The following is a 23,250-nucleotide window of genomic DNA, read 5'->3' on the forward strand; positions in this document are numbered from 1 at the left end:
TGCGGCAACCGGGTTTGGGAGAGGCGGCCGAGGCCGCGCGAGGGACGGAACGATGCGGGAAGACGGGATCCAAACGGCAAGCGCTGAACAGGGCGTCGGCCTGTCGCCGGAGCGCGGCGAGCTCGCCCTGCCGGTCCTGACCATGGACGAGGCCGCCTTCGACGCGAATGTCGAGGCGATGTTCGATTATGTCGCCAAGGCCGGCGTCTCCATCGCCCCGCACGCCAAGACACCGATGTCTCCCGAACTGTCCCGGCGCTTGCTCGACCGCGGCGCCTGGGGTCTTTCCGTCGCCAACCTGCAGCAGGCCCGGGTGTTCCTCGAGAACGGCGCCCGCCGCCTGCTCGTCGCCAACCAGATCGGCGGCCGCCGGTCGGCCGAGCGGTTCGCGGCACTCATGCAGCGTTTTCCCGATGCGACGCTCGTCTTCTTCGCCGATGCGCCCGAGAGCCTCGAGGTGATCGATCATGTGGGTCGCACCGCCGGCCGCACCGTGCCGGTGCTGGTGGAGGTGGGGGCGGGCCGCGCCGGCGCGCGCAGTCTCGACGCCGCCTGCGCCGTGATCGATGCCGCATCCCGCCTGTCCCATGTCGAGCTTGCGGGCGTCGCCGCCTATGAGGGGGCTGCCGCAACGGCCGATCCGCAGGAGACAGTCAAGGCGATCTCGGCGCTCGATGCGCTGGTCTGCGAGGTGCATGCGCTGCTTCGTGCCGCCGCGCCGGAGCGCGCGCTGATCGTTAGTGCCGGCGGGTCCTCCTTCTTCGATCTCGTCGTCGGCGATCTCAAGCCGCTGGCGACCCGCGACGGCAACACGGAACTGGTGCTGCGCAGCGGCGCGATCTTCTTTCACGACCACGGTGTCTACGAGCGCTCGCTCGCCGCGATGGATGCGCGGGTCGGATTTGCGGCGGTGACGGGCGTTGCCGCGCTCGACGCCTTCCGTCCGGCGCTGACCGTGTGGGCCGAGGTGCTGTCGCGGCCCGAGCCGGGGCTTGCGATCTGCGGCATGGGCATGCGCGACGTGTCCTACGACCAGGATCTGCCGGTGCCGCTTGCGGCCTGGCGCGATGGAGTGCAAACAGCAGGCCGCGATACCCTCGGGTCGGTGGTGAAGCTCAATGATCAGCACGCCTTCCTGAGGCTGCCGGAGGGCAGCGGGCTTGGCGTCGGCGACATCGTCGCCTTCGGCATCTCGCATCCCTGCACCTGTCTCGACCGCTGGCGCGTGATCCTCGGGCGCGGCGCGGACGGGCGCATTGCCGCCGCCTATCCCACCCACTTCAGCTAAGTCGCCGGAAGGCTCATGGTTCAGCTCAACTTCAACCAGCTCTGGCGCTATCAGGACGAGTTCCTGCACGGCGTGTCGCTGACCCTGCTGCTCACCCTCGTGGCGACGGTGGCGGGTCTGGCGATCGGCCTTGTCTGCGCCTCCGCCGCCGGCAGCCGCTTCGCCGCCCTCCGCCTGCTCGTGCGCAGCTATGTGGAGGTGATCCGCAACACCCCGGCGCTGATCCAGCTGTTCCTGATCTTCTTCGTGCTGCCCTATGCAGGCCTGCGCCTGCCGCCGATCTATGCAGCGGCCACGGCGCTTTCCATCTACATGGGCGCCTATGCGACGGAGATCATCCGCGGCGGTCTCGCTTCCATCCCGCGCAGCCAGATCGAGGCCGGCCAGTGCCTCGGGCTGACCCGCTGGCAGGTCTTCCGCCATGTGATCCTGCCGCCGGCCCTGCGCAACATCTATCCCTCGATCACCAGCCAGATCGTGCTGCTTTTGCTCGGCACATCGCTCGCCTCGCAGGTTTCCGCGTCGGAACTGTTCCACGCCGCCGCCTTCGTCGAGAGCCGCACGTTCCGCAGCTTCGAGGTCTATGCGGTCGTCTGCGCGATCTATTTCACCCTGGTCCTGGCATTCCGGCTGGCCTTCGCGGGCATCGGCCGGATCGCCTTCCGCTGGCCGACCGGTCGATAGGAGGCGGGACGATGCGCGGTTTCACGATCTCCGACTTCCTCACCATGCTGGCCGCCGTGCAGTGGACGGCGACGCTGGTGGTCCTGGCACTCGCTTTCGGCGCGCCGCTGGCCTTGCTGCTCGCCCGCATGTGCACCGGGCGCAGCTGGATCGCGCGGCTCGTCGCCACCGGCATCCTGCAGCTCGTGCAGGGCGTTCCGGTGCTTGGCCTGCTGATGTTCTTCTATTTCGGCATGCCGGTGTTCCTCGGCATCCAGGTCCCGGCGCTGGTCTCGGTCGGCGCGGCCTTCACCATCTTCACCGCCGCCTTCCTCGGCGAGATCTGGCGCGGCGGCATCCAGGCGGTGCATGTGGCGCAGGCGGAGGCGGCAGCCTGTCTCGGCCTGACCCGCTGGCAGACATTCCGCTACGTGGTTGCGCCGCAGGCCTTCCGCATCGCGCTGCCGGCGACGGTCGGGTTCCTGGTCCAGCTCATCAAGAACACGTCGCTCGCCTCGGTGGTCGGCTTCGTCGAGCTGGCCCGTGCCGGACAGCTCGCCAGCGCGGCGACGTTCCAGCCGCTTCTTTCCTATGCCTGCGTGGCGGCGATCTATTTCGCCCTGTGCTTCCCGCTCACGCTCTGGTCCCGTTTCCTGGAGGACAAGCTCAATGGCGCTCGTTGAGATCAACAACGTCCACAAGTCCTTCGGCGAGGTGGAGGTCCTGCGCGGCATCGACCTGACCGTCGAGAAGGGCGAGATCGTCACCATCATCGGCCGCAGCGGCTCCGGCAAGTCGACGCTTCTGCGCTGCATCAACGGTCTGGAGCAGATCAACGGCGGCGAGATCAAGGTGGCCGGCGAGCTGGTTCACTCACGCTCTACCGACCTTCGCAAGCTGCGCGAGCACGTCGGCATCGTCTTCCAGCAGTTCAACCTGTTTCCGCACATGACGGTGGAGCGCAACATCACCCTGGCGCCGGTGCTGACCGGAAAGATCACCAAGGGCGATGCGGCGCGCGAGCTGGCGCGCAAGGTCCTCGCCCAGGTCGGGCTGGAAGAGAAGATCGACGCCTATCCCGGCCAGCTTTCCGGCGGACAGCAGCAGCGCGTGGCCATCGCCCGGTGCCTGGCCATGTCGCCTTACCTGATGCTGTTCGACGAGGTCACCTCGGCGCTCGATCCGGAACTGGTCGGCGAAGTGCTGAAGGTGATGGAAGACCTCGCCACCCAGGGCATGACGATGATCCTCGTCACCCACGAGATGAACTTCGCGCGCAACGTCGCCTCGAAGCTCGTCTTCATGCATGCGGGCATGGTCCACGAAGAAGGCCGGCCCGCAGATCTGTTCGCCAACCCCGCAACGCCGGAACTGGCGAATTTCATAAGCTCGGTCCGCTGACGGCCGGCTTCTTCCAAAGGAAAGGGGAACCCCGATGAATTTCTTCAGGACGGCTCTTGCCGCGGCAGCCATCGCCGCCGTCTCGCTCACCTCCGGCACGGCTTTCGCCGACAAGCTGCAGGACATTCTCAACAGCGGCAAGGTGCGCATCGGCGTGCTTGCAGACTCCGCCCCCTGGGGCTTCCGCGACGGCGAGGGCAAGCTCACCGGCTTCGACGTTGAGCTGGCGAACCTCGTTGCCGCCGATCTCGGCGTTGATCTGGAGATCGTCGAAGTGACCGGCGCTGCCCGCCTGCCGAGCCTCCTGTCCGACCAGATCGACGTGCTCGTCGCCGCCGCCGGCGCTACCCCTGAGCGCGCGCAGCAGGTCATGTTCACCTCGCCCTATGTCGCCGTGCAGCTCGGTGTCTACGGCAAGGCTGGTACCCCGACCTATTCGACCCCGGCAGAGCTTTCCGGCAAGTCGATCGCGGTTGCCCGCGGCACCACGCTCGATGTCTGGCTGACCGACAACGTGCCGGATGCCAACCTCGTGCGCTTCGAGGATGCGGCCAGCGCGCTTGCCGCCTTCTTCGCCGGCCAGACCGAGTACTTCGCCGAGAACAGCGCCATTGCGCTCAATGCGTCCGGCTCGGCCGATGTGGAGCTGAAGTTCCTGATCCGTCAGTCGCCGGCCCACGCCGCCGTCCGCCACGGCGAGCACAACCTGCTGCAGTGGCTGAACACGGACCTGTTCTTCAACCGCATGAACGGCAAGCTCGAGGCTCTGCAGGTCAAGTGGTTCAAGGAAGCGACGCCGCTTCCCAACATGTGAGTTCCTCCCGGACGGGCGGGATCGCGTCCCCTGTGGCGTGGTCTCGTCCGTCCGGGCGTTCCAGCGTTTTCGACAGTCACGGAGTAAAGTCGATGATCAAGCGTTTCCAGGTTGGCCCGCGGATGTCCCAGGTCGTCGTCTCGGGCGGTCATGTCCATATCGCCGGCCAGGTGGCCGACAACCGCAAGGGCAGCCTCGAGGAGCAGACCCGCGAGGTCCTGGCCAAGATCGACGCGCTTCTGGCTGAAGCCGGCAGCGACCGTTCGCGCCTCGTCGCGGTGACCGTCCTGCTGCCGCACATCATCGACTTCGACGCGATGAACGCCGTCTACGACGCCTGGATCGATCCGGCCAATCCGCCGGCGCGTGCCTGCTACGAGGCGCGTCTTGCCGATCCGGACCTTCGCGTCGAGATGACCGCGATCGCCGCCCTCTGATCCTCCTCTCCCAGGCCGGGCGACCATGCATACTGGTGTTTTCCACGATCTCGACCTGACGGCGCAGGGCCGGCGGCTTGCCCGCCTGTCCGTGCCCTTCTCGATCGACCGCTCGCCCTACTTCCAGGCGAAGATCCCCGTCGTGCGTCTGCGCAACGGCGAGGGACCGCGCATCCTGCTGATGGCCGGCAACCACGGCGACGAATACGAGGGCGAAATCCTGCTTGCGCGCCTTGCGCGCGAGCTGACGCCCGAGCGCATGCGCGGCGAGGTGACGATCATCCCCTTCGCCAATGCGCCCGCCGTCATGGCGGCGCGGCGGCGCTCGCCGCTCGACGAGGGCAACCTCAACCGTGCCTTCCCCGGCGACCCGCTGGGCACGCCGACGGCCCGCATTGCGCATTTTCTCGAGCACGAGCTGTTCCCCGTCCATGACGTGGTCTTCGACCTGCATTCGGGCGGCACCTCGATGGAGCACCTGCACTGCGCGCTGATCGAGCGGCAGGGTCCGCCGGAACGCTTCGCGGAGGCCATGCGGCTGATGCGGGCGACCGGGCTCCCTTACGGCTTCGTCGCGGAGAACGGCGCGGCAGCACCCACCTCCATGGCGGCGGCCGCGCGCGCCGGGGCCATCGGCCTCAGCGGCGAGTTCGGCGGCGGCGGCACGGTCACGGTCGACTCCATGCAGGCGACGGCCTGTGCCATCGACAACGTCCTGATCGAACTGGGCGTCATCGACGCGCCCTTGCTGTCCCGTAAGCCCTTGGTGCGCAAGGAAATGACCGTGCTGGCCCTTGAAAGCCACGCACAGGCGATCTATGCGGTTCGGCGGGGCTGGTTCGAGCCTGCGGTGGCGCTGGGCGACAGGGTCGAGGCCGGCGATCTGGCCGGCTGGTATCATGATTTCGAACGGCTGGACCTGCCGGAGGAGGAGCTGCGCTTCGCCCGGTCGGGTATCGTTCTGTCGCGCCGGTTGCATTGCGACAGCCAGGCCGGCGATTGTCTCGTGCAGGCGGCGCGTCCCCTGCGGGAGGACGAAATGACCTGAAGGCGCGGGAGAGCGGGGCAGCATGGCGAAAGCGACCGACCTGACGGCACATACCCATGATGCCGTGCTGCGCCTTTCGCCTGACAGGCCGGAAGGCGCTGCTGCCCGCCCGGCGCGCCCGCCGCGCATCGAGGATGTCGCCCGGCAGGCCGGCGTGTCGCCGATCACCGTTTCCCGCGCCCTGCGCACGCCCGACATGGTCTCGCCGAAGACCCGCGACCGCATCCTGCAGGTGGTCGAGGCCACGGGCTACTGGTCCAACCCGCATGCCTCGGCGCTGCGCTCGGGCCGCTCCAGCATCGTTGCGGCCTTCGTGTCGAACCTGCTCAGCCAGCAATACAGCCAGGCGGTGCTGGCCTGCGCCCGGGTGGTGGAGCAGCACGGCTACCAGCTGATGGTCGGGCAGACCTCCTATTCCTATTCGCGGGAACTCAGCGCCATCCAGTCGCTGCGCTCGCTGCGACCTGCCGCGGTTTTCTTCACCGGCGTCATCGAGCTTGAGGAAAACCGCGACCTGTTGCGCGAGCTCGATATCCCGATCGTCGAAAGCTGGGCCTACCCGCCCGATCCGCTCGACATGCTGGTCGGCTTTTCCAACACCGATGCCGGCCGGCTGGCGGCGAGCCATCTGGTCGGGCGCGGCTACCGGCGCCTTGCCTTCATGGGCCGCAGCGGCGGCCGCGGCGCGCTGCGCCTCGCCGGCTTTGCCGAGCGCGCGGCGGAGCTGGGCGCGGAGATCGTCGAGACGATCCGGGTGGAGCAGGTGGACAGCGTCATCGACGGGCGCCGGGCCTACCGGACGCTTATGGAGGGCGGGCGCAGCTTCGATGCGATCTTCTGCGCCAACGACCTTCTCGGCCTCGGTGCCTTGCTGGAAGCGCGGCAGCAGGGACGGCGCATTCCCGACGATCTCGCCCTGCTGACCTTCGGCGACAACGATCTCGCCGGCGAGTTGTCGCCGCGCCTTTCGACCATCTCCTTCGACAGCAATGCGATGGGCACCCGGGCGGGCGAGATGATCGTCGACCGGCTGGACCCGCGCAGCGATGGCACGCTCGCCTCCAGCCTGTGCCTCGATCTGGAGCTCATTCCCGGCGAGACGACCTGACCGGAAGTGAAACCTAAACGGTCAGCGTTCCGTCGCGCAGGTGCACGAAATAGTCGTCCTTGCCGATCTGACCGCCCTTGAGGATCAGTTCGACGCCCGGTTCCCCGTCGGCGCCATGGGCGTTGCAGACCGGCGAGCCGGGGCTGTCGGAAATCGGATGGCGCAGGGTGAGGGCGTGAATGTCGAGTGCCCCGAGCGCATGGCTCGACGTATCGCCGCCGGCCACCGCCACGCGGGCAAGGCCGTGACGCGCGAGCAGCGCTGCCAGCAGCCGGCCGAGCGCCTCGCCCACCGCATCGTCGCCGCCCTGTTCCGGGCCGGAGGCCACCACGCTGGACTGGCCGAGCGCGGTGTAGACGAGCGGACTGCCGCCGGCGGACAGCACCCCCTCGGCGCGGGCCAGCACTGTCTCGAACGCCGCCTCGCGCCCCTGGCCGGAGGCCAGCGCCGCATAGTCGATCTCGATCCCGGTAAAGCCGGCGCCGAGCGCTGTGCGGATCTGGCGCTCCGTCGTCGGCGAGCAGCTCCCCGAGACGACCGCCATCCGCTCCTGCCGCACCAAGGGTTCGAAGCGCACGGGCTGCACGCCCGCTTCGCTCTGCCGCCATGCCTCGAGCAACGCATACTCGATGCCTGATGAGCCGAAGACCAGAGGCCCGTTCTGCCGGCCAGCGTCTTCCAGCCAGGCGCCGGCCGCCGCCTGCGAGGCCTTGTCGAAGACGTCGAACAGTACGATGCGGACCTCGTCCGACGGCACCTGTCCCAGTGCCGGGTCGGTCGGGCCGACAAGGGCGGACGGCAGGGAAGTCTGGGCGGCGAGATGCAGCAGCAAGTCGGCTTCGCCCATCGGCGTTGCCGGGTGGTTCGCCATCACCGGGTGCCGGTCGATCCGGTGCAACGTATCGCGCCAGGCGGCGAAGAGATGGCCGGCGAAGGTATAGCGGCGCAGCTGCGGCGCGCCGACCACGAGCGCCAGCCGGTGCTGGTCGAAGGCAGCAAGGCCGATTTCCATCGCCCGACCGATGGAGCCGCGATGGGGAGCGCTGTCGAAGGTCGAGCAGACCTTGTAGTGGCAAAAGCGTGCGCCGAGCGACTTCAGCCAGGCGAAGACCTGCGGCATCTCGGCGTCCATCCACGCGGGCGAGCGGCTACGGCTGGTGCCGGCAAGCCCCACCGCCCGGCAGCCGGGAAAGCGCGCCAGCAGGGCATCGTCCGGCTTGCGGGTGAACAGCACGGTCTCGATGCCGTTGGAGGACAGCGCCTCCATCACGTCGGTCGAACCGGTGAAGTCATCGCCGTAATAGGAGAGCAGCAGGTCGCCGGCCATCAGCGCTTATCCTTGAACAGGGAAAGGGCGGCGGCGAGCTCGGGATGCGTCCGGGCGTGGGTATCGATATCGATGCCGGCCATCGCTGCATCCGCCGCCTGACGCAGGCTGGCCACGCCGCCGGCAATGCCGCCCGGATGACCCATGATGCCGCCGCCGGCGCAATAGAGGAAGTCGGGCGAGCCGACCGCCGCATGGGTGCCGGCGACCTGTGCCGCCGTCTGCCCGGAGGAGAAGACCGGCAGCGCCTCGAAACCCGGCAGGCCGGCGCCGAACAGCGGCGTACCGACCGCTTTCGCCGAGGCGATCACCGAGGCATCGCTCTCGGAGAACTTGTTGGCAAGTCCGTTGACATGCAGATGGTCGGCGCCGGCGATGCGCCAGAACTTCTGCCAGGCCTCATAGGCGATGCCGATATCGGGCGAGCGGGAGAACAGGCCCCAGCCGTTGCGGTGGCAATGCAGCGGCAGGCTGGCATGGCGGCGAATGGCGCCGAGGCCGGCAAGCCCGATCGAGTGCAGGCTGACCATAATGCAGGTGCCGCCGCGCGCTGCCACGTGGTCGGCCCGCCGCTTCATCTCGTCGATCTCGCCGGTGATGTTGAAGGCGACCATCGCCTTGCGGCCGTTGCGCTGCGCATGGTCCTCGACCACCCGCATCACCGCATCGGCGCGCGCTTCGAACGGGCAGTGCGGGCCGTCGGCCTGCAGCTCGTCGTCCTTGATGAAGTCGATGCCGCCGGCAACCAGCTGTTCGACCATCGCCGCCGTTTCGTCGGGTCCAAGCCCGACGCTCGGCTTGATGATCGTGCCGATCATCGGCCGGTCCGCAACGCCGGCAAGGCGCCGCGTGCCTTTAACGCCGAAGGCAGGGCCCGGATAGGCGGCGGCAAAGCTCGGCGGGAAGGTGATGTCGAGAAGGCGCAGCGCCGACACCTCCGCCAGCTCGAACAGGTTGCCGGCGACCGTCGCCAGCACATTGGTCAGCGAGGGGCCGAAATTCTTCATCGGCCAGGACAGCACCATCTCGCCGCGCCGGTATCGGTCGGAGCGGATGCGGCAGGGCAGGGCCGGGGTCGGCGAGCTTCCCGTTTCCACGACGCTCTCGATTCGCGCCCCCGAGCGCTCGCGCAGCTCGTCGGTCTCGCCTGGCAGGCGCAGGAAGGTGCCGCAGGACTGCTCGCCGGCGATCACCGCCGCGGCATCCTCCAGCGGCAGCGGGCTCTCCAGTTCGTAGCGTGCGTAAAGCCGTTCCATCTGCCGCGTCCCCTCTCGCATTCCTGCCGTGTGCCGGCATTGGTTGGCAGGTTCGATATCATCTCATCATACCAGTTGACAACATGATGTTTGCCGGGTTTCATCCCCGCCAAACAGGAGGCCGACTGATGAAGATTGCTTTGCTTGGCGCCGGCGGAAAGATGGGCGTGCGTCTTGCCACCAACCTCAAGGGCTCGCGCTACGAGGTTGCGCATGTGGAGATCGGCGAGGCCGGGCGTGCCCGCCTGCGCGAGACCCTCGGCGTCGAATGCGTCGACATGGATGCCGCCCTTGCCGGGGCCGGTGCCGTCATTCTCGCCGTGCCGGACACGGCGATCCAGGCGGTTGCTTCGACCGTCGTGCCGAAGCTCGACCCGGGCACGCTGGTGATGGCGCTGGACGCTGCCGCGCCCTTTGCCGGCCATTTCCCGGAGCGCGCGGACGTCACCTATTTCGTCTCCCACCCCTGCCATCCGCCGATCTTCAACGACGAGACCGAGATGGCCGCCAAGCGCGACTATTTCGGCGGCGTTGCCGCCAAGCAGGCCATCGTCAGCGCCCTGATGCAGGGGCCGGAAGAGCACTATGCGGTCGGCGAGGAGATCGCCCGCACCATCTACGGCCCGATCCTGCGCTCGCACCGGGTCACGGTGGAGCAGATGGCGCTGCTCGAGCCGGGCCTGTCGGAGACGGTCTGCGCCACGCTGCTTGTGGTCATGAAGGAAGCGATGGACGAGGTCGTCTCGCGCGGCGTCGATCCGGTCGCGGCCCGCGACTTCCTGCTGGGCCATCTCAACATCCTCGGCGCCGTCGTCATGGGCGAGGTGCAGGGTGCGTTCTCGGACGCCTGCAACAAGGCCATCGCCAACGGCAAGCCGCGCCTGATGCGCGACGACTGGCGCGGCGTCTTCGATCCGCAGGAAATCACCGAGAGCATCCGCGCCATCACCTGATGGCGTTCGGGACCACGTTTGCGGCTGCCATATAGGCAGCCGCACTCCAGCATTGCTATAGGAGGGAACCATCCGGGGCGAGGGAGCTGGAATGCGCAAGCGCGGCACGAAAACGGACGAGGGCGACAAGATCGTCAGGCGGAAGCTGTCGGACCAGGTGCTCGAACGGCTGCTGGAGATGATCACCCGCCGCGAGGTCCTGCCTGGCGAGCTGATGCCGTCCGAACGCGACCTGATGGAGCGGTTCGGAGTCGGCCGGCCGGCGGTGCGCGAGGCGCTGCAATCCCTCGACACGATGGGCCTCATCAGCATTTCCCACGGCGAGCGTGCCCGGGTGAGCGCGCTGACCGCGGATACGGTGATCCGGCAGATCGACGGGGTGGCGCGGCTGATGCTGTCCGCCTCGCCGGACAATCTGGAACACCTGAAGCAGGCGCGCCGCTTCTTCGAGATGGGCATGGTGCGTCTTGCCGCGGCCAATGCTACGGCTGCCGACATCGCCGAGCTGCGCCGCCTCGTCGACCGCCAGCGCGAAGCCCTGAGCGATGCCGAAGCCTTCATCGCCGCCGACATCGCCTTCCATCGCAAGATCGCCTCCCTGTCGGGCAATCCGATCTTCGCCGCCGTCGGTGATGCCATGCTGACCTGGCTGTTCAACTACCATTCGGAGCTGCTGCTGTGGTCCGGCGGCGAGACCAAGACCCTGGCCGAGCACGCGGTCATCGTCGACCGGCTTGCAACCGGCGACGAGGAGGGGGCTGCCGCGGCCATGGGAAGCCATCTTGATCGCAGCGATCTGCTTTATCAGCATCGCGAGGATGCCTGAGGCGGTTTTCAGAGTTGTAAACTGAATTGACTCATCTGGCGCTTTGCCTCATGTTCGCCGCCGGAAATAAAGACGTCTCGGGAGGTGCTCCATGGGCAGGAATTACGATATTGCGGTGATTGCGGGCGACGGCATCGGCAAGGAGGTCGTGCCGGAAGGTCAGCGGGTGGTGGAGGCGGCCGCACGGCGCTTCGGCTTCTCGGTCGATTGGAAGGAGCACGACTGGAGCTGCGACTACTACGCCCGCCACGGGCGGATGATGCCGGAAGACGGCGTCGAGCAGGTGCGCGGCGCCGATGCGATCTTCCTCGGTGCAGTCGGCTGGCCGAACGTGCCGGATCATATCTCCACCTGGGATCTGATCCTGCGCCTGCGCCGCGAGCTCAACCTCTATGTCGCGCTGCGTCCGGCCCGCCTGCTCAAGGGCATCACCTCGCCGCTCGCCGGCCGCGATGCCAAGGACATCGACTTCGTCATCGTGCGCGAGAACTCGGAAGGCGAGTATTCCTCCGCCGGCGGCATTCTCTACCAGGGCACGCCGGAAGAGCTGGTGATCCAGGAGTCGGTGTTCTCCCGCCGTGCTACCGACCGGATCCTGCGTTACGCGTTCGAGCTGGCGCGCACCCGCCGCAACAAGGTCTCGCTGGCAACCAAGTCGAACGGCATCAAGATCGCCATGCCCTATTGGGACGAGCGGTTCGCGGCGGTCGCGGCCGACTATCCCGATGTCGAGGCGAACAAGTTCCACATCGACATCCTGACGGCGCATTTCGTCAATCATCCGGACTGGTTCGACGTCGTCGTCGGCTCGAACCTGTTCGGCGATATCCTGTCCGATCTCGGCCCGGCGGTCGCCGGCAGCATCGGCATTGCGCCGTCCGGTAATATCGATCCGGCCCGCACCAATCCCTCGATGTTCGAGCCGGTGCACGGTTCGGCGCCGGACATCGCCGGCCAGGGCATCGCCAATCCGATCGGCCAGATCTGGGCCGGCGCCATGATGCTTGAGCATCTCGGCGAGCTGGAGGCTGCCCGCGCCATCGAGACCGCGATCGAGACGGTGCTCTCGCAGGGCGGCCCGCGCACCCGCGATCTCGGCGGCAGCGCCGGCACCATCGAGGCCGGCAAGGCCATCGCCGACGCGCTCGCCTGATCCGTCGACAGACCCGGCCGGCGGTCTCCGCCGGCTGGCCCTTCTTCCCGTTTCCAGTCACTTTCAGGAGCAAAGAGATGCTCGACAGGACATCCATCACGGCCTTCGGCCATATCATCAACGGCAAGGTCGTCGATCGCGCGGAAAACGGCGGCATCGACGTCGTGGATCCGGCGGACGGCCGGGTCTTCGCCCGTCTGCCGCGCGGCGGCGCGGCCGAGGTCGACCGGGCGGTCGAAGCGGCGCGCGCCGCATTCGAGGGCGAATGGGGCGCCAAGAGCGCTCTGGAGCGTGGCCGCATCCTGATGCGCTTTTCCGCGCTGATCCTCGAGCATGCCGAGGAACTGGCCGAGCTGGAGTGCCTCGACACCGGCAAGCCGCTCGCCCAGGCGCGTAACGACATCACCGCCACGGCCCGCTACTTCGAGTATTACGGCTCGGCCGCCGACAAGCATCACGGCGAAACCATCCCCTATTCCAAGGGCATGACCGTCCTGGCGCTGCGGGTGCCCCATGGCGTCACCGGCCACATCATCCCGTGGAACTACCCCTCGCAGATCTTCGGCCGCTCGGTCGGCGGCGCGCTGGCCGCCGGCAATGCCTGCGTCGTCAAGCCGGCGGAGGACGCCTGCCTGACGCCGCTGCGCCTCGCCGAACTGGCGCTCGAAGCCGGCCTTCCGGCCGGCGCGCTCAACATCGTCTGCGGCTTCGGCATGGAGGCGGGCGCCGCGCTCGCCGGCCATACGGGCATCAACCACATCTCCTTCACCGGCTCGCCCCAGACCGGCACCGCCGTGGCGAAGGCGGCGGCGGAAAACCACGTGCCCGTCACGCTGGAACTGGGCGGAAAGTCGCCGCAGGTCCTGTTCGCCGATGCGAATCTCGACGAGGCGCTGCCGGTCGTCGTCAACGCCATCGTGCAGAACGCCGGCCAGACCTGCGCTGCCGGCAGCCGCGTCCTCATCGAGCGGTCGATCTATCCGGAAGTGATGAAGCGGCTCGCCGAGCGTTTCGCCGCGCTGAAGGTCGGCCCGGGCATCGACGACCCGGATTGCGGTCCCATCGTCAGCGCCCGCCAGCTGCGCCGGGTCACCGAGCTCGTCGAGGCGGCGCTTGCCGACGGCGCGCGGGTTGTCGCTCAGGCGCAGAAGAACGCCGATGCCCCGGACGGTGGCTACTACTTCCCGCCGATGCTGCTGGACGGTGCGGCTCCCGACAGCCGTCTTGCCTGTGACGAGATCTTCGGTCCCGTCCTGGCGGCCTTCCCCTTCGACGACGAGGCCGAGGCGATTCGCCTTGCGAACGGCACGCCCTACGGGCTCACCGCCTCCGTCTGGACCCAGGATGGCGGCCGGCAGATGCGCTGCGCCCACGCCATCGAGGCGGGCCAGGTCTTCATCAACAACTACGGCGCCGGCGGCGGCATCGAGCTGCCTTTCGGCGGCATGAAGCGCTCCGGCTACGGCCGCGAGAAGGCGTTCGAGGGCATGGTTAGCTTCACCACCATCAAGACGGTGGTTCTCAAGCACGGCTGAGCCGCGGACATCGCAACGAGATCGTGCGGGCGGGACCTTCGGGTTCCGCCCGTTTCGTTTTGCGGGCCGGGTTCGGGCGATCGGAAGAGGGCTAGAAGCCGGGGCGGCTGTTCATCATGCGCGTGCGGGCATGCTCGATGTGATTGCGCATCGCGCGCTTGGCCTTGGTCGCCGCGCCCGCCTCGATGTGGCGGAAGATTTCCTCGTGCTCGGCCTGCACCGCCTCGGCGCGCACCAGCGGCTGGAACTTCACCAGGAAGCGCATCAGGGTCACCGAGCGGGAGACGTCATATTCCAGCGATTTCAGTGTCTTGACGATGCGCGGATTGCAGGTGGCGATGGCCACCGCCTCGTGGAACGCATAGTCGTGATAATGCATGATCGCGTTGGTGTGCATCGCCTCGGAAAAGCGGTCGAGCGCCTCGCGCAGCCGCTCGATATCCGCCGGTCCGCGCCGCTTCGCGGCGAGATAGGCCGCCTGCGGCTCGACGATCAGACGTAGCTCTATGCCGTTCAGCATGTCGCCGATGCGCTCGAGCGCATCGCGGTCGTCGTCGCCTCCGCTGGTCCGCTCGCGGCTGGCGCCGAGCGCGTTCTGCACGTAGTTGCCCGAGCCGCGCACCGAGGAAATCAGCCCGTCCTCGCGCAGCTTGTCGAGCGCCTCGCGCAGTACGGGGCGGGACACGTCGAACTCGCCGGCGAGCACGTTTTCGGAAGGCAACTTGGTGCCGGCGGTGATCATGCCGGTGACGATGGCGTGGAACAGGTTCTCGTAGATCCGGTCGGCCAGCCGCTCGGCTTTGCTCTGCTGAAGGTCGGCGAAGGAAAAGTCCGCCGACCGCGATGTCGGTGCGGCCTTGTCCATGTCTCGACTTATTGGTCAAACCTGCCGTGCGGTCAACATCGGCGCTTTGAGGTTGCGGATTGCCCAAACTGCTATGTTCGGGTGTTTCGGGCAAAGCGAAGTGATCATCATACCAGTTACAGAGAAGTTGTAAAACGTGTTGACTGGATGGGCGATCGCCTCCAAACTCCGCCCCCGGTGCAGGAGACACCAGGGAGGATATCGCTATGTTTCGTTTCCGCAGTTTGACAGTTGTGTCCGCCGTCGCCCTTTCGGTCGCGATGAGCGGCAGCGCATTTGCGCAGACCGTTCTCAATTTCGCGCATTCCACAGCGCAGAACTCTCACTACAGCATGGGCGTCCAGGCCTTCGGCAAGAAGCTCTCCGAGCTCAGCGGCGGCAAGTTCGAGATCCGTGAGCAGGCCGCCGGCGCGCTCGGCGGCGAGCGCGACGTGATCGAGGGTCTGCAGATCGGCTCGGTCGAGCTGACCGTGTCCTCGACCGGCCCGCTCGGCAACTTTGTTCCCGAGGCGCTCGTTCTCGACCTGCCGTTCCTGTTCAAGGACTATGCGGCCGCGCGCAGCATCCTCGATGGCGAGATCGGCCAGGAGCTGCTCGACAAGGTCAGCGAGAACAATCTCGTCGCCCTCGCCTGGACCGAGAACGGCTTCCGCCATGTCACCAACTCCAGCCGTCCGATCAACACTCCGGCCGACCTCGAAGGCCTGAAGATCCGCACCATGGAGAACCCGGTGCACATGGAAGCCTTCCGTGCCGCTGGCGCTTCGCCGACGCCGATGGCCTTCCCGGAGGTCTTCGCCGCACTCCAGCAGAACGTCATCGACGGCCAGGAAAACCCGATCCCGGTGATCACCGCCTCGAAGTTCTGGGAAGTGCAGAGCAACCTGACCCTGACCGGCCACGTCTACTCTCCGGCCATCATTCTCGCTTCGCCGAGCCTGTGGGACGGCCTCTCCGACGAGGAGAAGGGCTGGTTCCGCGAGGCTGCCAAGGTTGCCGTCGAGGCGACCCGCGCCAAGGTCGAGTCGGATGAGGCCAACGGTGTCGAGCTGCTGCGCAAGAACGGCATGAACGTGGTGGAGAATGTCGACAAGGCTGCCTTCCAGAAGGCCGTCGCCCCCGCCTATGACACCTTCAAGGCGAAGTACGGCGACGAGATGCTGAAGCGCATCCAGGCCGCCCAGCAGTAAGGCCCTCCCAGGCCTCGCCCTCCGAAGTCCCGGGGTGGCCGTACGCGGCCGCCCCGGCAGGAGTTCGATCATGCAATGGTTCTTCGCCGTCGAGCGCCGGGTCACCCGTGTCGCTCTCGAGCTGTCCATCGTCGCGCTGGCGGTGATCGTCGCTCTCACCTTCTATCAGGTCGTGACACGCTTCGTGTTCGGGCATCCTTCCGCCTGGTCGGAAGTGGCAGCCCGTTCGGCGATGATGTGGATGGTCTTCCTCGGCCTTGCCGCCGCGTTCCGCCAGGGCGCGATGATCGCCGTCGATTTCCTGATCGATGTCGGGCCGAAGCCGCTGCGGCAGGTCCTGACCATCGTCATCGCCATCGCCTCGCTGACGTTCCTTGCCATGCTGATCTGGTACGGCACGGCCATGGCCCTGCGCGTGCAGCGGCAGAACCTTGCCGGCCTTGAGATCAGCATCGCATGGGTCTATGCGGCCTTGCCGGCCGGTGCGCTGCTGGCCGTGCCGGGCGTGATCGCCCGGACCATTGTCAGCTTCACCGGCCAGGACGATGTGCGCTCCGACGAACTGAAGGATGTGGAGGGCCAGGTATGAACGCGGCTCTGGCCTTTTCGCTGCTGATTCTCTTTGCCGCCGCCGTTCCCATCGGCGTGTCTCTGGTCCTTGCCAGCGCCTTCGGCATCCAGTTCTTCTCGACGGTGCCCCTGCTGCTTGCCGTGCAGCGCATCTTCGCGAGCCTCGACTCCTTCCCGCTGCTGGCTGTTCCGCTGTTCATCCTGTCGGGCAACCTGATGGCGGCCGCCGGCATATCCGAGCGTCTGGTGGAGCTGGCCAAGTCGATGGTCGGCGGCATCCAGGGCGGCCTTGCCTGCACCTGCGTCGTCACCTGCATGATCTTCGCCTCGGTCTCCGGCTCCTCGGTTGCCACGACCTTCGCGATCGGCGTCATTCTCATTCCGGCCATGGTGCGCCATGGCTATCCGGTCGGCACCGCTGCCGCCATCCAGGCCTCCTCGGCCGAGCTCGGCGTGCTGATCCCGCCGTCGATCCCGCTCATCCTCTATGGCGTTGCGACGGAAACCTCCATCGGCCAGCTGTTCCTGGCCGGCATCGGACCCGGCATCCTGGTTGCCAGCGCTCTCTTCATCTACCTGATCATCCTGTGCCGGGTGAAGGGCTACGGCAAGATGGACGGCGACGGGCGCAAGCCCTTCTTCGAGGCCCTGGTGCATGCATGCTGGGCGCTGCTCATGCCGGTGATCGTGCTCGGCGGCATCTATGGCGGCATCTTCACGCCGACCGAGGCGTCCTCCATCGCGGTCGTCTATGCGCTGTTCGTCGGCCTCTTCGTCTATCGCTCGCTGACATTCGCCAAGATCTACACGGCGCTGCGCACCTCGGCGATCTCCAGCACGGTGATCATGATCATCATCGCCGGCGCGGGCCTGTTCTCGTTCCTCGTCACCCGTTCGGGCCTGCCGGCGATCATCGCCGAATGGGTGCAGCAGGTGTTCACCGACCGCATCAGCTTCCTGATGGCAGTGAACGTCTTCCTCTTCATCGTCGGCATGTTTGTCGAGACCTCGGCGGCCATCCTGGTGCTCGCGCCGCTCCTGGCGCCGATCGCCATCGCCTATGGCGTCGATCCGGTGCATTTCGGCCTGATCATCGTGGTCAACCTGGCGCTTGGCATGTTCACGCCGCCGGTCGGGGTCAACCTCTTCGCCGCCTGTGCGGTGGCAAAGATATCCATCCAGAAGATCATCCCGGCCCTGGTGCCGATGGTTCTGGTGGTGATGGGCTGCGTGCTGCTGGTGACGTACGTGCCGTTCATCTCGCTCGGCCTCGTCGAGCTGTTCTACAGGTAGCGATGGCGCTGCCTTTTTTCGGGAGACTGCAATGAAACTGAAGGACAAGGTGGCAATCGTCACCGGCGCTGGCGGCGGCTATGGCGAGGGCATTGCCCATTACTTCGCCGAGCAGGGTGCCAAGGTCGTCGTCGCCGACATTCGCGGCGATGCGGCGGAAAAGGTCGCCGGCGACATCGGCGCGTCTGCCGTGGCCTGCACGGCCGATGTCACCAGCAGCGAGTCCACCAAGGCGATGGTGCAGACCGCGCTCGACGCGTTCGGCAAGCTCGACATCCTCATCAACAATGCCGGCACCACCCACAAGAACCAGTCGATGCTGCTCGTCGACGAGGCCACCTTCGACAAGGTCTACGCGGTCAACGTCAAGTCGATCTACCACGCGGCGATCCATGCGGTGCCGGTGCTGGAGAAGAACGGCGGCGGCGTCATCATCAACATCGCCTCGACTGCCGGCGTGCGTCCGCGTCCGGGCCTGACCTGGTACAACGGCTCCAAGGGCGCCGCCATCGCCATCACCCGCTCGATGGCCGTGGAGCTCGCCGACCGCAAGATCCGCGTGTGCGGCATCAACCCGGTGATGGGCGAAACCGGCCTGACGGGCCAGTTCCTGCCGGGCGACGACACGCCAGAGACCCGCGCGAAGATCATCGCCGGCATCCCGCTCGGCCGTATGTCGCGTCCGCTCGACATTGCCAAGGCCTGCGGCTTCCTCGCCTCCGACGAGGCCGAGTTCGTGACCGGTGTGCTGCTGGAAGTCGACGGCGGCCGCTGCATCTAAGGCTCCCATGAAAGACATCCGGCGCCCGCCCCTTCCGGGTGCGGCGCCGGATATCGCGCCCGGCCCAGCCGCCCGCAAGGAGAGAGTGACAATGACGACCTGCCTCATCATCGGTGGCGGCGGCATGCTCGGCCAGGGGCTGGCCGGGGCGCTGACCGCGCGCGGGACCCTCGCCGGTGCCGCGCTTTCGCACATGACCCTTTTCGATGTCGTCCCGGCCCGCGCGCCGGAGGGCGGCATTCCCGTCTCGGTCGAGACCGGCGACCTGTGCGCGCCCGGCGAGGCCGAGCGCCTTGTCTCCTCCCGTCCCGACGTCATCTATCACCTTGCCGCGATCGTCTCCGGCGAGGCGGAGCGCGATTTCGAGAAGGGCTACCGGATCAATCTCGACGGAACTCGCAACCTGTTCGAGGCGATCCGCGCCGAGAACGCGCGCTCGGGCTATTGCCCTCGTGTCGTGTTCACCTCGTCGCTGGCGGTGTTCGGCATTCCGTTGCCCGATGTGATCGGCGACGACTACGTGGTCACGCCGCTGTCGAGCTACGGCACCCAGAAGGCCATCGGCGAGCTGCTGCTGACCGACTACAGCCGCCGTGGCTTCTTCGACGGTATCGGCCTGCGGCTGCCGACCATCGTCATCCGGCCGGGCAAGCCCAATGCGGCGGCCTCCGGTTTCTTCTCCTCCATCCTGCGCGAGCCGCTTGCCGGCAAGGAAGCCGTGCTTCCGGTCGGCACCGACGTGCGCCACTGGCTGGCCAGCCCGCGCGCGGCCGTCGGCTATCTCGTCCATGCCGGCGATCTCGACACCGCCGCGATGGGCGGGCGTCGCAACATCACCCTGCCCGGCGTCTCCGTGACCGTCGGCGAGCAGATCGAGGCGCTGCGCAAGGTGGCGGGCGATGAGGCGGTCGCCTTGATCCGCCACCAGCCCGATCCTGCCGTCGAGGCGATCATCTCCACCTGGCCGAAGGCATTCGACACGCGCCGCGCGCTCGATCTCGGCTTTGCCGGCGATGCCTCCATCGACGCGATCATCACCGCCTATCTCGAGGATCACGCGGGAGCCGCATCATGACCACCGCCCCCGGTCCGCTCGTCGTCATCGGCCTCGGTGCCATGGGGCTCGGCATGGCGCGCTCGCTGCTGCGCGCCGGCCTCGATGTCACCGGCATCGACCGGGAGCAGGCGGCCATGGCTGCCTTCGAGGCGGATGGCGGGCGCATTGCCTCCGACCGCGCCGCGCGCGATGCCGCCCTTCGCAAGGCCTCGGCTGTCGTGCTCGTCGTCGTCAATGCGGCCCAGACCGAGGCCGTGCTCTTCGGCGAGGACGGCATCGCGCCGCATCTTGCCCGCGGTACCGTGGTCGTCTCCTGCGCCACGTTCGCCCCCGAACATGCCGTGCGCTTCGAGGCGAAGCTTGCCGAAACCGGCCTGCTCTATCTCGATGCACCAATTTCCGGCGGCGCGGTCCGTGCCGCCGAGGGGCGCCTGTCGATCATGGCCTCCGGCACGGCGGACGCCTTCGCTGCCGCCCGTCCCGCGCTCGATGCGATGGCCGAGACGGTGTTCGAGCTCGGCGACCGCGCCGGTCCCGGCTCGGCCATGAAGGTGGTCAACCAGCTGCTGGCCGGCGTCCACATTGCCGCCACCGCCGAGGCGCTGACCTTCGGCGTCGGCCAGGGCATCGAAGTGGCGCGCATGGTGGAGGTGATCTCCCGCTGCGCCGGCTCGTCCTGGATGTTCGAGAACCGAGGCCCCTTCATCGCCGACGGCGACTATCGTCCGCATTCGGCAGTCGATATCTTCGTCAAGGACCTCGGCATCGTCGCCGAGGCGGCCTCCGCCGGCGGGCTCTCCGTTCCGCTGACGGAAACGGCGCTCGCCCGCTTCCGGTCTGCTCATGACGCGGGCCTTGGCCGCGAGGGCGACGTGGCGGTCGCCAAGATCTACGCCCGCGAGGGCAACATCGCCCTGCCGGGCGTTCCGGCATCAGGCGCGGACGTTTTGGGCGGGACTTCCAGCGACAAGGATTGACCATGCTGCTCGGCTGCATCGGCGACGACTTCACCGGCTCCTCCGACCTTGCCAACACGCTGGTCAAGGGCGGCATGGCGGTCACCCAGTATTGCGGCCTGCCGGACGGCCCGGCCGCGCCCGGCGTCGAGGCCGGCGTCGTTGCGCTGAAGACCCGCAGCGTTCCGGTGGCCGAGGCGGTGGAGCAGTCGCTGGCAGCGCTCGACTGGTTGCTGGCGCAGGGCTGCCGGCAGATCTTCTTCAAATACTGCTCGACATTCGATTCGACGCCGCAAGGCAATATCGGCCCGGTGATCGACGCGCTGATGGACCGGCTCGGCGCGAAGACCGCCATCGTCTGCCCGGCCTTTCCCGGCACAGGCCGCACGCTCTACCAGGGTCATCTCTTCGTCGGCGACCGGCTGCTCAGCGAGTCCGGCATGCAGGATCACCCGCTGACGCCGATGACCGATCCGGACATCCGCCGCTGGCTCTCCCTGCAGACGCCGCGCAAGGTCGGCCATGTCGCCCATGCCGACGTCGCCAAGGGGGCGGAAGGCATCGCCGCGGGCCTGGCCCGCGAGCTTGCGGCCGGTGCCGGCCCGGTGGTCGTCGATGCGATCGCGGATGCGGATCTTCACGCCATCGGCGCAGCGGCGGAAGGGCTGGTGCTGATCACCGGCGGCTCCGGCGTTGCGCTCGGCCTGCCGGAGAACTTCCGCCGTGCGGGAGAGCTTGCCGGTGGCAGCGACAGCTTTGCCGGGGTCGACGGTCCTGGCGTCGTGCTGTCGGGCTCCTGCTCGCGCGCAACCCGTGCGCAGGTCGCGCGCTACAAGGCGAACCATCCTTCGCTGGAAGTGACGGCCGACGAGGTCATGTCCGGCAAGACCACCGTCGCGACCTTGCGCGCGTTCGTGCTGGAGAACCAGGACGCGGCGCCGCTCGTCTATTCCTCGGCCGATCCGGAGGAGGTGCGGCGCGCTCAGGGCGTCTATGGAACGGAGACGCTGGCGGGCGCCATCGAAACCCTGTTCGCCGATCTTGCCGGCGAGCTCGCGCGCTCCGGCATCCGCCGCATCGTGTCGGCCGGCGGCGAGACCTCGGGCGCGGTGGTGCGCGGCCTCGGCTGCGAGGCGCTGCGCATCGGGCCGGAGATCGATCCCGGCGTGCCGGCTCTGCGCGTTGAAGGGGCCGAGCTGGCGCTGGCTCTGAAGTCCGGCAATTTCGGCGGCGAGGACTTCTTCGAGCGCGCGCTGGCGATCCTGTCCGAAAAGGGGGCCGCATGAGCGAGGAAGCGCGGCAGCGCGAGCTTCTGTGCACGCTCGCCCGCTCCATGTTCGACCGCGGGCTGACGGGCGGGGCCTCGGGAAACATCTCGCTGCGCCTCTCCGACGGCGGCTTGCTGGTCACGCCCACCGGCACCTCGCTCGGCCGTCTCGATCCCGGCCGCCTGTCGCGCTTCGATGCGGGGGGGCGGCATGTCGACGGCGATGCACCGACCAAGGAAATGCCGCTGCATTCGGCGTTCTACGAGACGCGCGGCGCCAAGGCCGGGGCCATCGTCCACCTGCATTCCAGCCATTCCGTCGCCCTGTCGATGCTGCCGGAGGTGGACCCGGACAATGTGCTGCCGCCGCTCACGCCCTATTCGATCATGCGGCTCGGCAAGGTGAAGCTGCTGCCCTTCTTCCGTCCGGGCGATGCTGCCATGGGCGAGGCGATCCGCGGGCTTGCCGGTCGCCGCAGCGCCGTGCTGCTGGCCAATCACGGCCCGGTGGTGGCGGCGAAGGACCTTGAGGCGGCGGTCTACGCCATGGAGGAGCTGGAGGAGACCGCCCGTCTGGCCCTCTTGCTGCGCGGGATGAACCCGCGTCTCCTGAGCGAGGGCGAGATCCGCTCGATTGTCGATCACTTCGATGTGGAATGGGACTGAGGCGCGATGACCGTGAACAAGACCTCCCTGCCGCTTTCGGCCAATCTCGGCTTCCTCTGGACCGATCTGGCGCTCCCGCAAGCGGTGCATGCGGCCGCTGCTGCCGGCTTCGGCGCGGTCGAACTGCACTGGCCCTACGAGGTGCCGGCAGCCGAGCTCGCCTCTGCCCTCAAGGAGACCGGCTTGCCGGTGCTCGGGCTCAACACCGTGCGCGGCGATGTGGCGAAGGGCGAGTTCGGGCTTGCGGCCCTTGCCGGACGCGAGGACGAGGCGCTTGCCGCCTTCACGCAGGCGCTCGACTACGCGGCGGCCATCGGCGCGGGCAACATCCATGTCATGGCTGGAAAGGCGGACGGGGAGGCCGCGCGCCGCACCTTCGTCGCCAACCTGCGCCGCTTCCGCGATCTGGCCGCACCCAGGGGCGTGAGCCTGCTGCTGGAGCCGATCAACACCCGCGACGTGCCGGGCTACTTCCTGTCGGACTGCGAGAGCGCCGCTTCGATCATTTCGGACTGCGGCGGCGAGGGTATCCGCATCATGTATGACTGCTACCACATGCAGATCATGCGCGGCGACCTGCTGCGCCAAGCCGAGCGCTGGATGGACCTGATCGGCCATATCCAGTTTGCTGCCGTGCCGGACCGGGGCGAGCCGGGCCGGGGCGAGGTCGACTACGACTGGCTGCTGCCGGCCCTGCGCGACGCCGGCTATCGGGGCCATTTCGGCGCGGAATACCGCCCGCGCGGCACGACCGGTGAGGGTCTTGGCTGGATGAAGGCGTTTGTGAGCGCCTGAG

At 67.6% G+C, this 23,250-nt stretch carries 24 protein-coding genes; 21 read left to right on the top strand and 3 right to left on the bottom strand.

Translation table 11 applies throughout. The features are described 5' to 3' along the window. The first annotated feature begins 52 nt into the window (after positions 1-52). The 8 genes from ACVJ6E_RS18700 to ACVJ6E_RS18735 all read left to right on the top strand — a co-directional run bounded on the left by ACVJ6E_RS18700 (position 53) and on the right by ACVJ6E_RS18735 (position 6,759). A complete protein-coding gene (locus tag ACVJ6E_RS18700; RefSeq protein ID WP_120270644.1) occupies positions 53-1,288 on the top strand; it encodes an alanine racemase in 1,236 nt (411 codons plus the stop codon). Positions 1,289-1,303: 15 nt separating this feature from the next. Further along, entirely contained in the window at positions 1,304-1,972 is a 669-nt protein-coding gene (locus ACVJ6E_RS18705) for an amino acid ABC transporter permease (protein WP_120270643.1), read from the top strand. 11 nt (positions 1,973-1,983) lie between these two features. Beyond that, on the top strand, positions 1,984-2,634 hold the full coding sequence (locus ACVJ6E_RS18710; RefSeq protein WP_120270642.1) for an amino acid ABC transporter permease: 651 nt from the start codon (positions 1,984-1,986) through the stop codon (positions 2,632-2,634). Next, entirely contained in the window at positions 2,621-3,352 is a 732-nt protein-coding gene (locus ACVJ6E_RS18715; protein ID WP_120270641.1) for an amino acid ABC transporter ATP-binding protein, read from the top strand. Before ACVJ6E_RS18710 ends, ACVJ6E_RS18715 begins: the two co-directional genes overlap by 14 nt. A 34-nt stretch (positions 3,353-3,386) precedes the next feature. Continuing rightward, positions 3,387-4,166 carry a transporter substrate-binding domain-containing protein gene (locus ACVJ6E_RS18720; protein ID WP_120270640.1) on the top strand — a complete coding sequence of 260 codons (780 nt, stop codon included), beginning with the start codon at positions 3,387-3,389 and terminating at the stop codon, positions 4,164-4,166. 92 nt (positions 4,167-4,258) lie between these two features. Then, positions 4,259-4,603 (top strand): RidA family protein, encoded by a 345-nt coding sequence (locus tag ACVJ6E_RS18725; RefSeq protein WP_120270639.1) that lies wholly within the window; start codon positions 4,259-4,261, stop codon positions 4,601-4,603. A gap of 25 nt (positions 4,604-4,628) precedes the next feature. Beyond that, complete coding sequence (locus ACVJ6E_RS18730) at positions 4,629-5,651, top strand: M14 family metallopeptidase (protein WP_120270638.1); 1,023 nt, start codon at positions 4,629-4,631, stop codon at positions 5,649-5,651. A gap of 22 nt (positions 5,652-5,673) precedes the next feature. Continuing rightward, on the top strand, positions 5,674-6,759 hold the full coding sequence (locus tag ACVJ6E_RS18735; RefSeq protein ID WP_120270637.1) for a LacI family DNA-binding transcriptional regulator: 1,086 nt from the start codon (positions 5,674-5,676) through the stop codon (positions 6,757-6,759). A 13-nt stretch (positions 6,760-6,772) separates the two neighbouring features. Here the strand turns inward: ACVJ6E_RS18735 and ACVJ6E_RS18740 are convergent, their stop codons facing one another. Next, positions 6,773-8,086: a four-carbon acid sugar kinase family protein gene (locus tag ACVJ6E_RS18740; RefSeq protein WP_120270636.1), complete on the bottom strand. Its 1,314-nt coding sequence runs from the start codon at positions 8,084-8,086 to the stop codon at positions 6,773-6,775. Next, complete coding sequence (locus tag ACVJ6E_RS18745) at positions 8,086-9,342, bottom strand: ribulose-bisphosphate carboxylase large subunit family protein (protein WP_120270635.1); 1,257 nt, start codon at positions 9,340-9,342, stop codon at positions 8,086-8,088. The genes ACVJ6E_RS18740 and ACVJ6E_RS18745 overlap by 1 nt, the downstream gene beginning before the upstream one ends. Positions 9,343-9,467: 125 nt before the next feature. Here ACVJ6E_RS18745 and ACVJ6E_RS18750 point away from each other — a divergent pair, with 125 nt between their 5' ends. The 4 genes from ACVJ6E_RS18750 (at position 9,468) to ACVJ6E_RS18765 (ending at position 13,809) form a co-directional block, all read left to right on the top strand. Next, complete coding sequence (locus ACVJ6E_RS18750; protein WP_088941683.1) at positions 9,468-10,295, top strand: phosphogluconate dehydrogenase C-terminal domain-containing protein; 828 nt, start codon at positions 9,468-9,470, stop codon at positions 10,293-10,295. Between the two features lie 91 nt (positions 10,296-10,386). Continuing rightward, complete coding sequence (locus ACVJ6E_RS18755) at positions 10,387-11,121, top strand: transcriptional regulator NanR (RefSeq protein WP_120270634.1); 735 nt, start codon at positions 10,387-10,389, stop codon at positions 11,119-11,121. Between the two features lie 91 nt (positions 11,122-11,212). Continuing rightward, the gene (locus ACVJ6E_RS18760) at positions 11,213-12,274 is read left to right on the top strand and encodes a tartrate dehydrogenase (protein ID WP_120270633.1); all 1,062 of its coding nucleotides are present in this window, start codon (positions 11,213-11,215) and stop codon (positions 12,272-12,274) included. A gap of 77 nt (positions 12,275-12,351) precedes the next feature. Further along, a complete protein-coding gene (locus ACVJ6E_RS18765) occupies positions 12,352-13,809 on the top strand; it encodes an aldehyde dehydrogenase family protein (protein ID WP_120270632.1) in 1,458 nt (485 codons plus the stop codon). A gap of 91 nt (positions 13,810-13,900) precedes the next feature. Here ACVJ6E_RS18765 and ACVJ6E_RS18770 read toward each other — a convergent pair whose 3' ends face one another. Then, positions 13,901-14,674 (bottom strand): FadR/GntR family transcriptional regulator, encoded by a 774-nt coding sequence (locus ACVJ6E_RS18770; RefSeq protein WP_120270631.1) that lies wholly within the window; start codon positions 14,672-14,674, stop codon positions 13,901-13,903. 206 nt (positions 14,675-14,880) lie between these two features. On the opposite strand from ACVJ6E_RS18770, the gene ACVJ6E_RS18775 reads away from it, so the two are divergent. The 9 genes from ACVJ6E_RS18775 (at position 14,881) to ACVJ6E_RS18815 (ending at position 23,249) form a co-directional block, all read left to right on the top strand. Beyond that, positions 14,881-15,864: a TRAP transporter substrate-binding protein gene (locus ACVJ6E_RS18775; RefSeq protein WP_185923917.1), complete on the top strand. Its 984-nt coding sequence runs from the start codon at positions 14,881-14,883 to the stop codon at positions 15,862-15,864. Positions 15,865-15,934: 70 nt separating this feature from the next. Beyond that, complete coding sequence (locus ACVJ6E_RS18780; protein ID WP_120270630.1) at positions 15,935-16,453, top strand: TRAP transporter small permease; 519 nt, start codon at positions 15,935-15,937, stop codon at positions 16,451-16,453. Beyond that, positions 16,450-17,727 (top strand): TRAP transporter large permease, encoded by a 1,278-nt coding sequence (locus tag ACVJ6E_RS18785; RefSeq protein ID WP_120270629.1) that lies wholly within the window; start codon positions 16,450-16,452, stop codon positions 17,725-17,727. The genes ACVJ6E_RS18780 and ACVJ6E_RS18785 overlap by 4 nt, the downstream gene beginning before the upstream one ends. A gap of 31 nt (positions 17,728-17,758) precedes the next feature. Continuing rightward, a complete protein-coding gene (locus ACVJ6E_RS18790; RefSeq protein WP_067223023.1) occupies positions 17,759-18,508 on the top strand; it encodes a glucose 1-dehydrogenase in 750 nt (249 codons plus the stop codon). A 91-nt stretch (positions 18,509-18,599) separates the two neighbouring features. Beyond that, a complete protein-coding gene (denD, locus tag ACVJ6E_RS18795) occupies positions 18,600-19,583 on the top strand; it encodes a D-erythronate dehydrogenase (RefSeq protein ID WP_120270628.1) in 984 nt (327 codons plus the stop codon). Continuing rightward, positions 19,580-20,542, top strand: coding sequence for an L-threonate dehydrogenase (ltnD, locus tag ACVJ6E_RS18800; protein WP_120270627.1), 963 nt, complete (start codon positions 19,580-19,582; stop codon positions 20,540-20,542). Before denD ends, ltnD begins: the two co-directional genes overlap by 4 nt. 2 nt (positions 20,543-20,544) lie before the next feature. After that, positions 20,545-21,807, top strand: a complete 1,263-nt coding sequence (otnK, locus tag ACVJ6E_RS18805; RefSeq protein ID WP_120270626.1) for a 3-oxo-tetronate kinase — start codon at positions 20,545-20,547, stop codon at positions 21,805-21,807. Beyond that, positions 21,804-22,454: a 3-oxo-tetronate 4-phosphate decarboxylase gene (gene otnC / locus ACVJ6E_RS18810; RefSeq protein WP_120270625.1), complete on the top strand. Its 651-nt coding sequence runs from the start codon at positions 21,804-21,806 to the stop codon at positions 22,452-22,454. Before otnK ends, otnC begins: the two co-directional genes overlap by 4 nt. A 6-nt stretch (positions 22,455-22,460) precedes the next feature. Continuing rightward, positions 22,461-23,249 carry a TIM barrel protein gene (locus tag ACVJ6E_RS18815; protein ID WP_120270624.1) on the top strand — a complete coding sequence of 263 codons (789 nt, stop codon included), beginning with the start codon at positions 22,461-22,463 and terminating at the stop codon, positions 23,247-23,249. Position 23,250: the final 1 nt, after the last annotated feature.

This window comes from Stappia sp. G46H5W, from assembly GCF_058448995.1.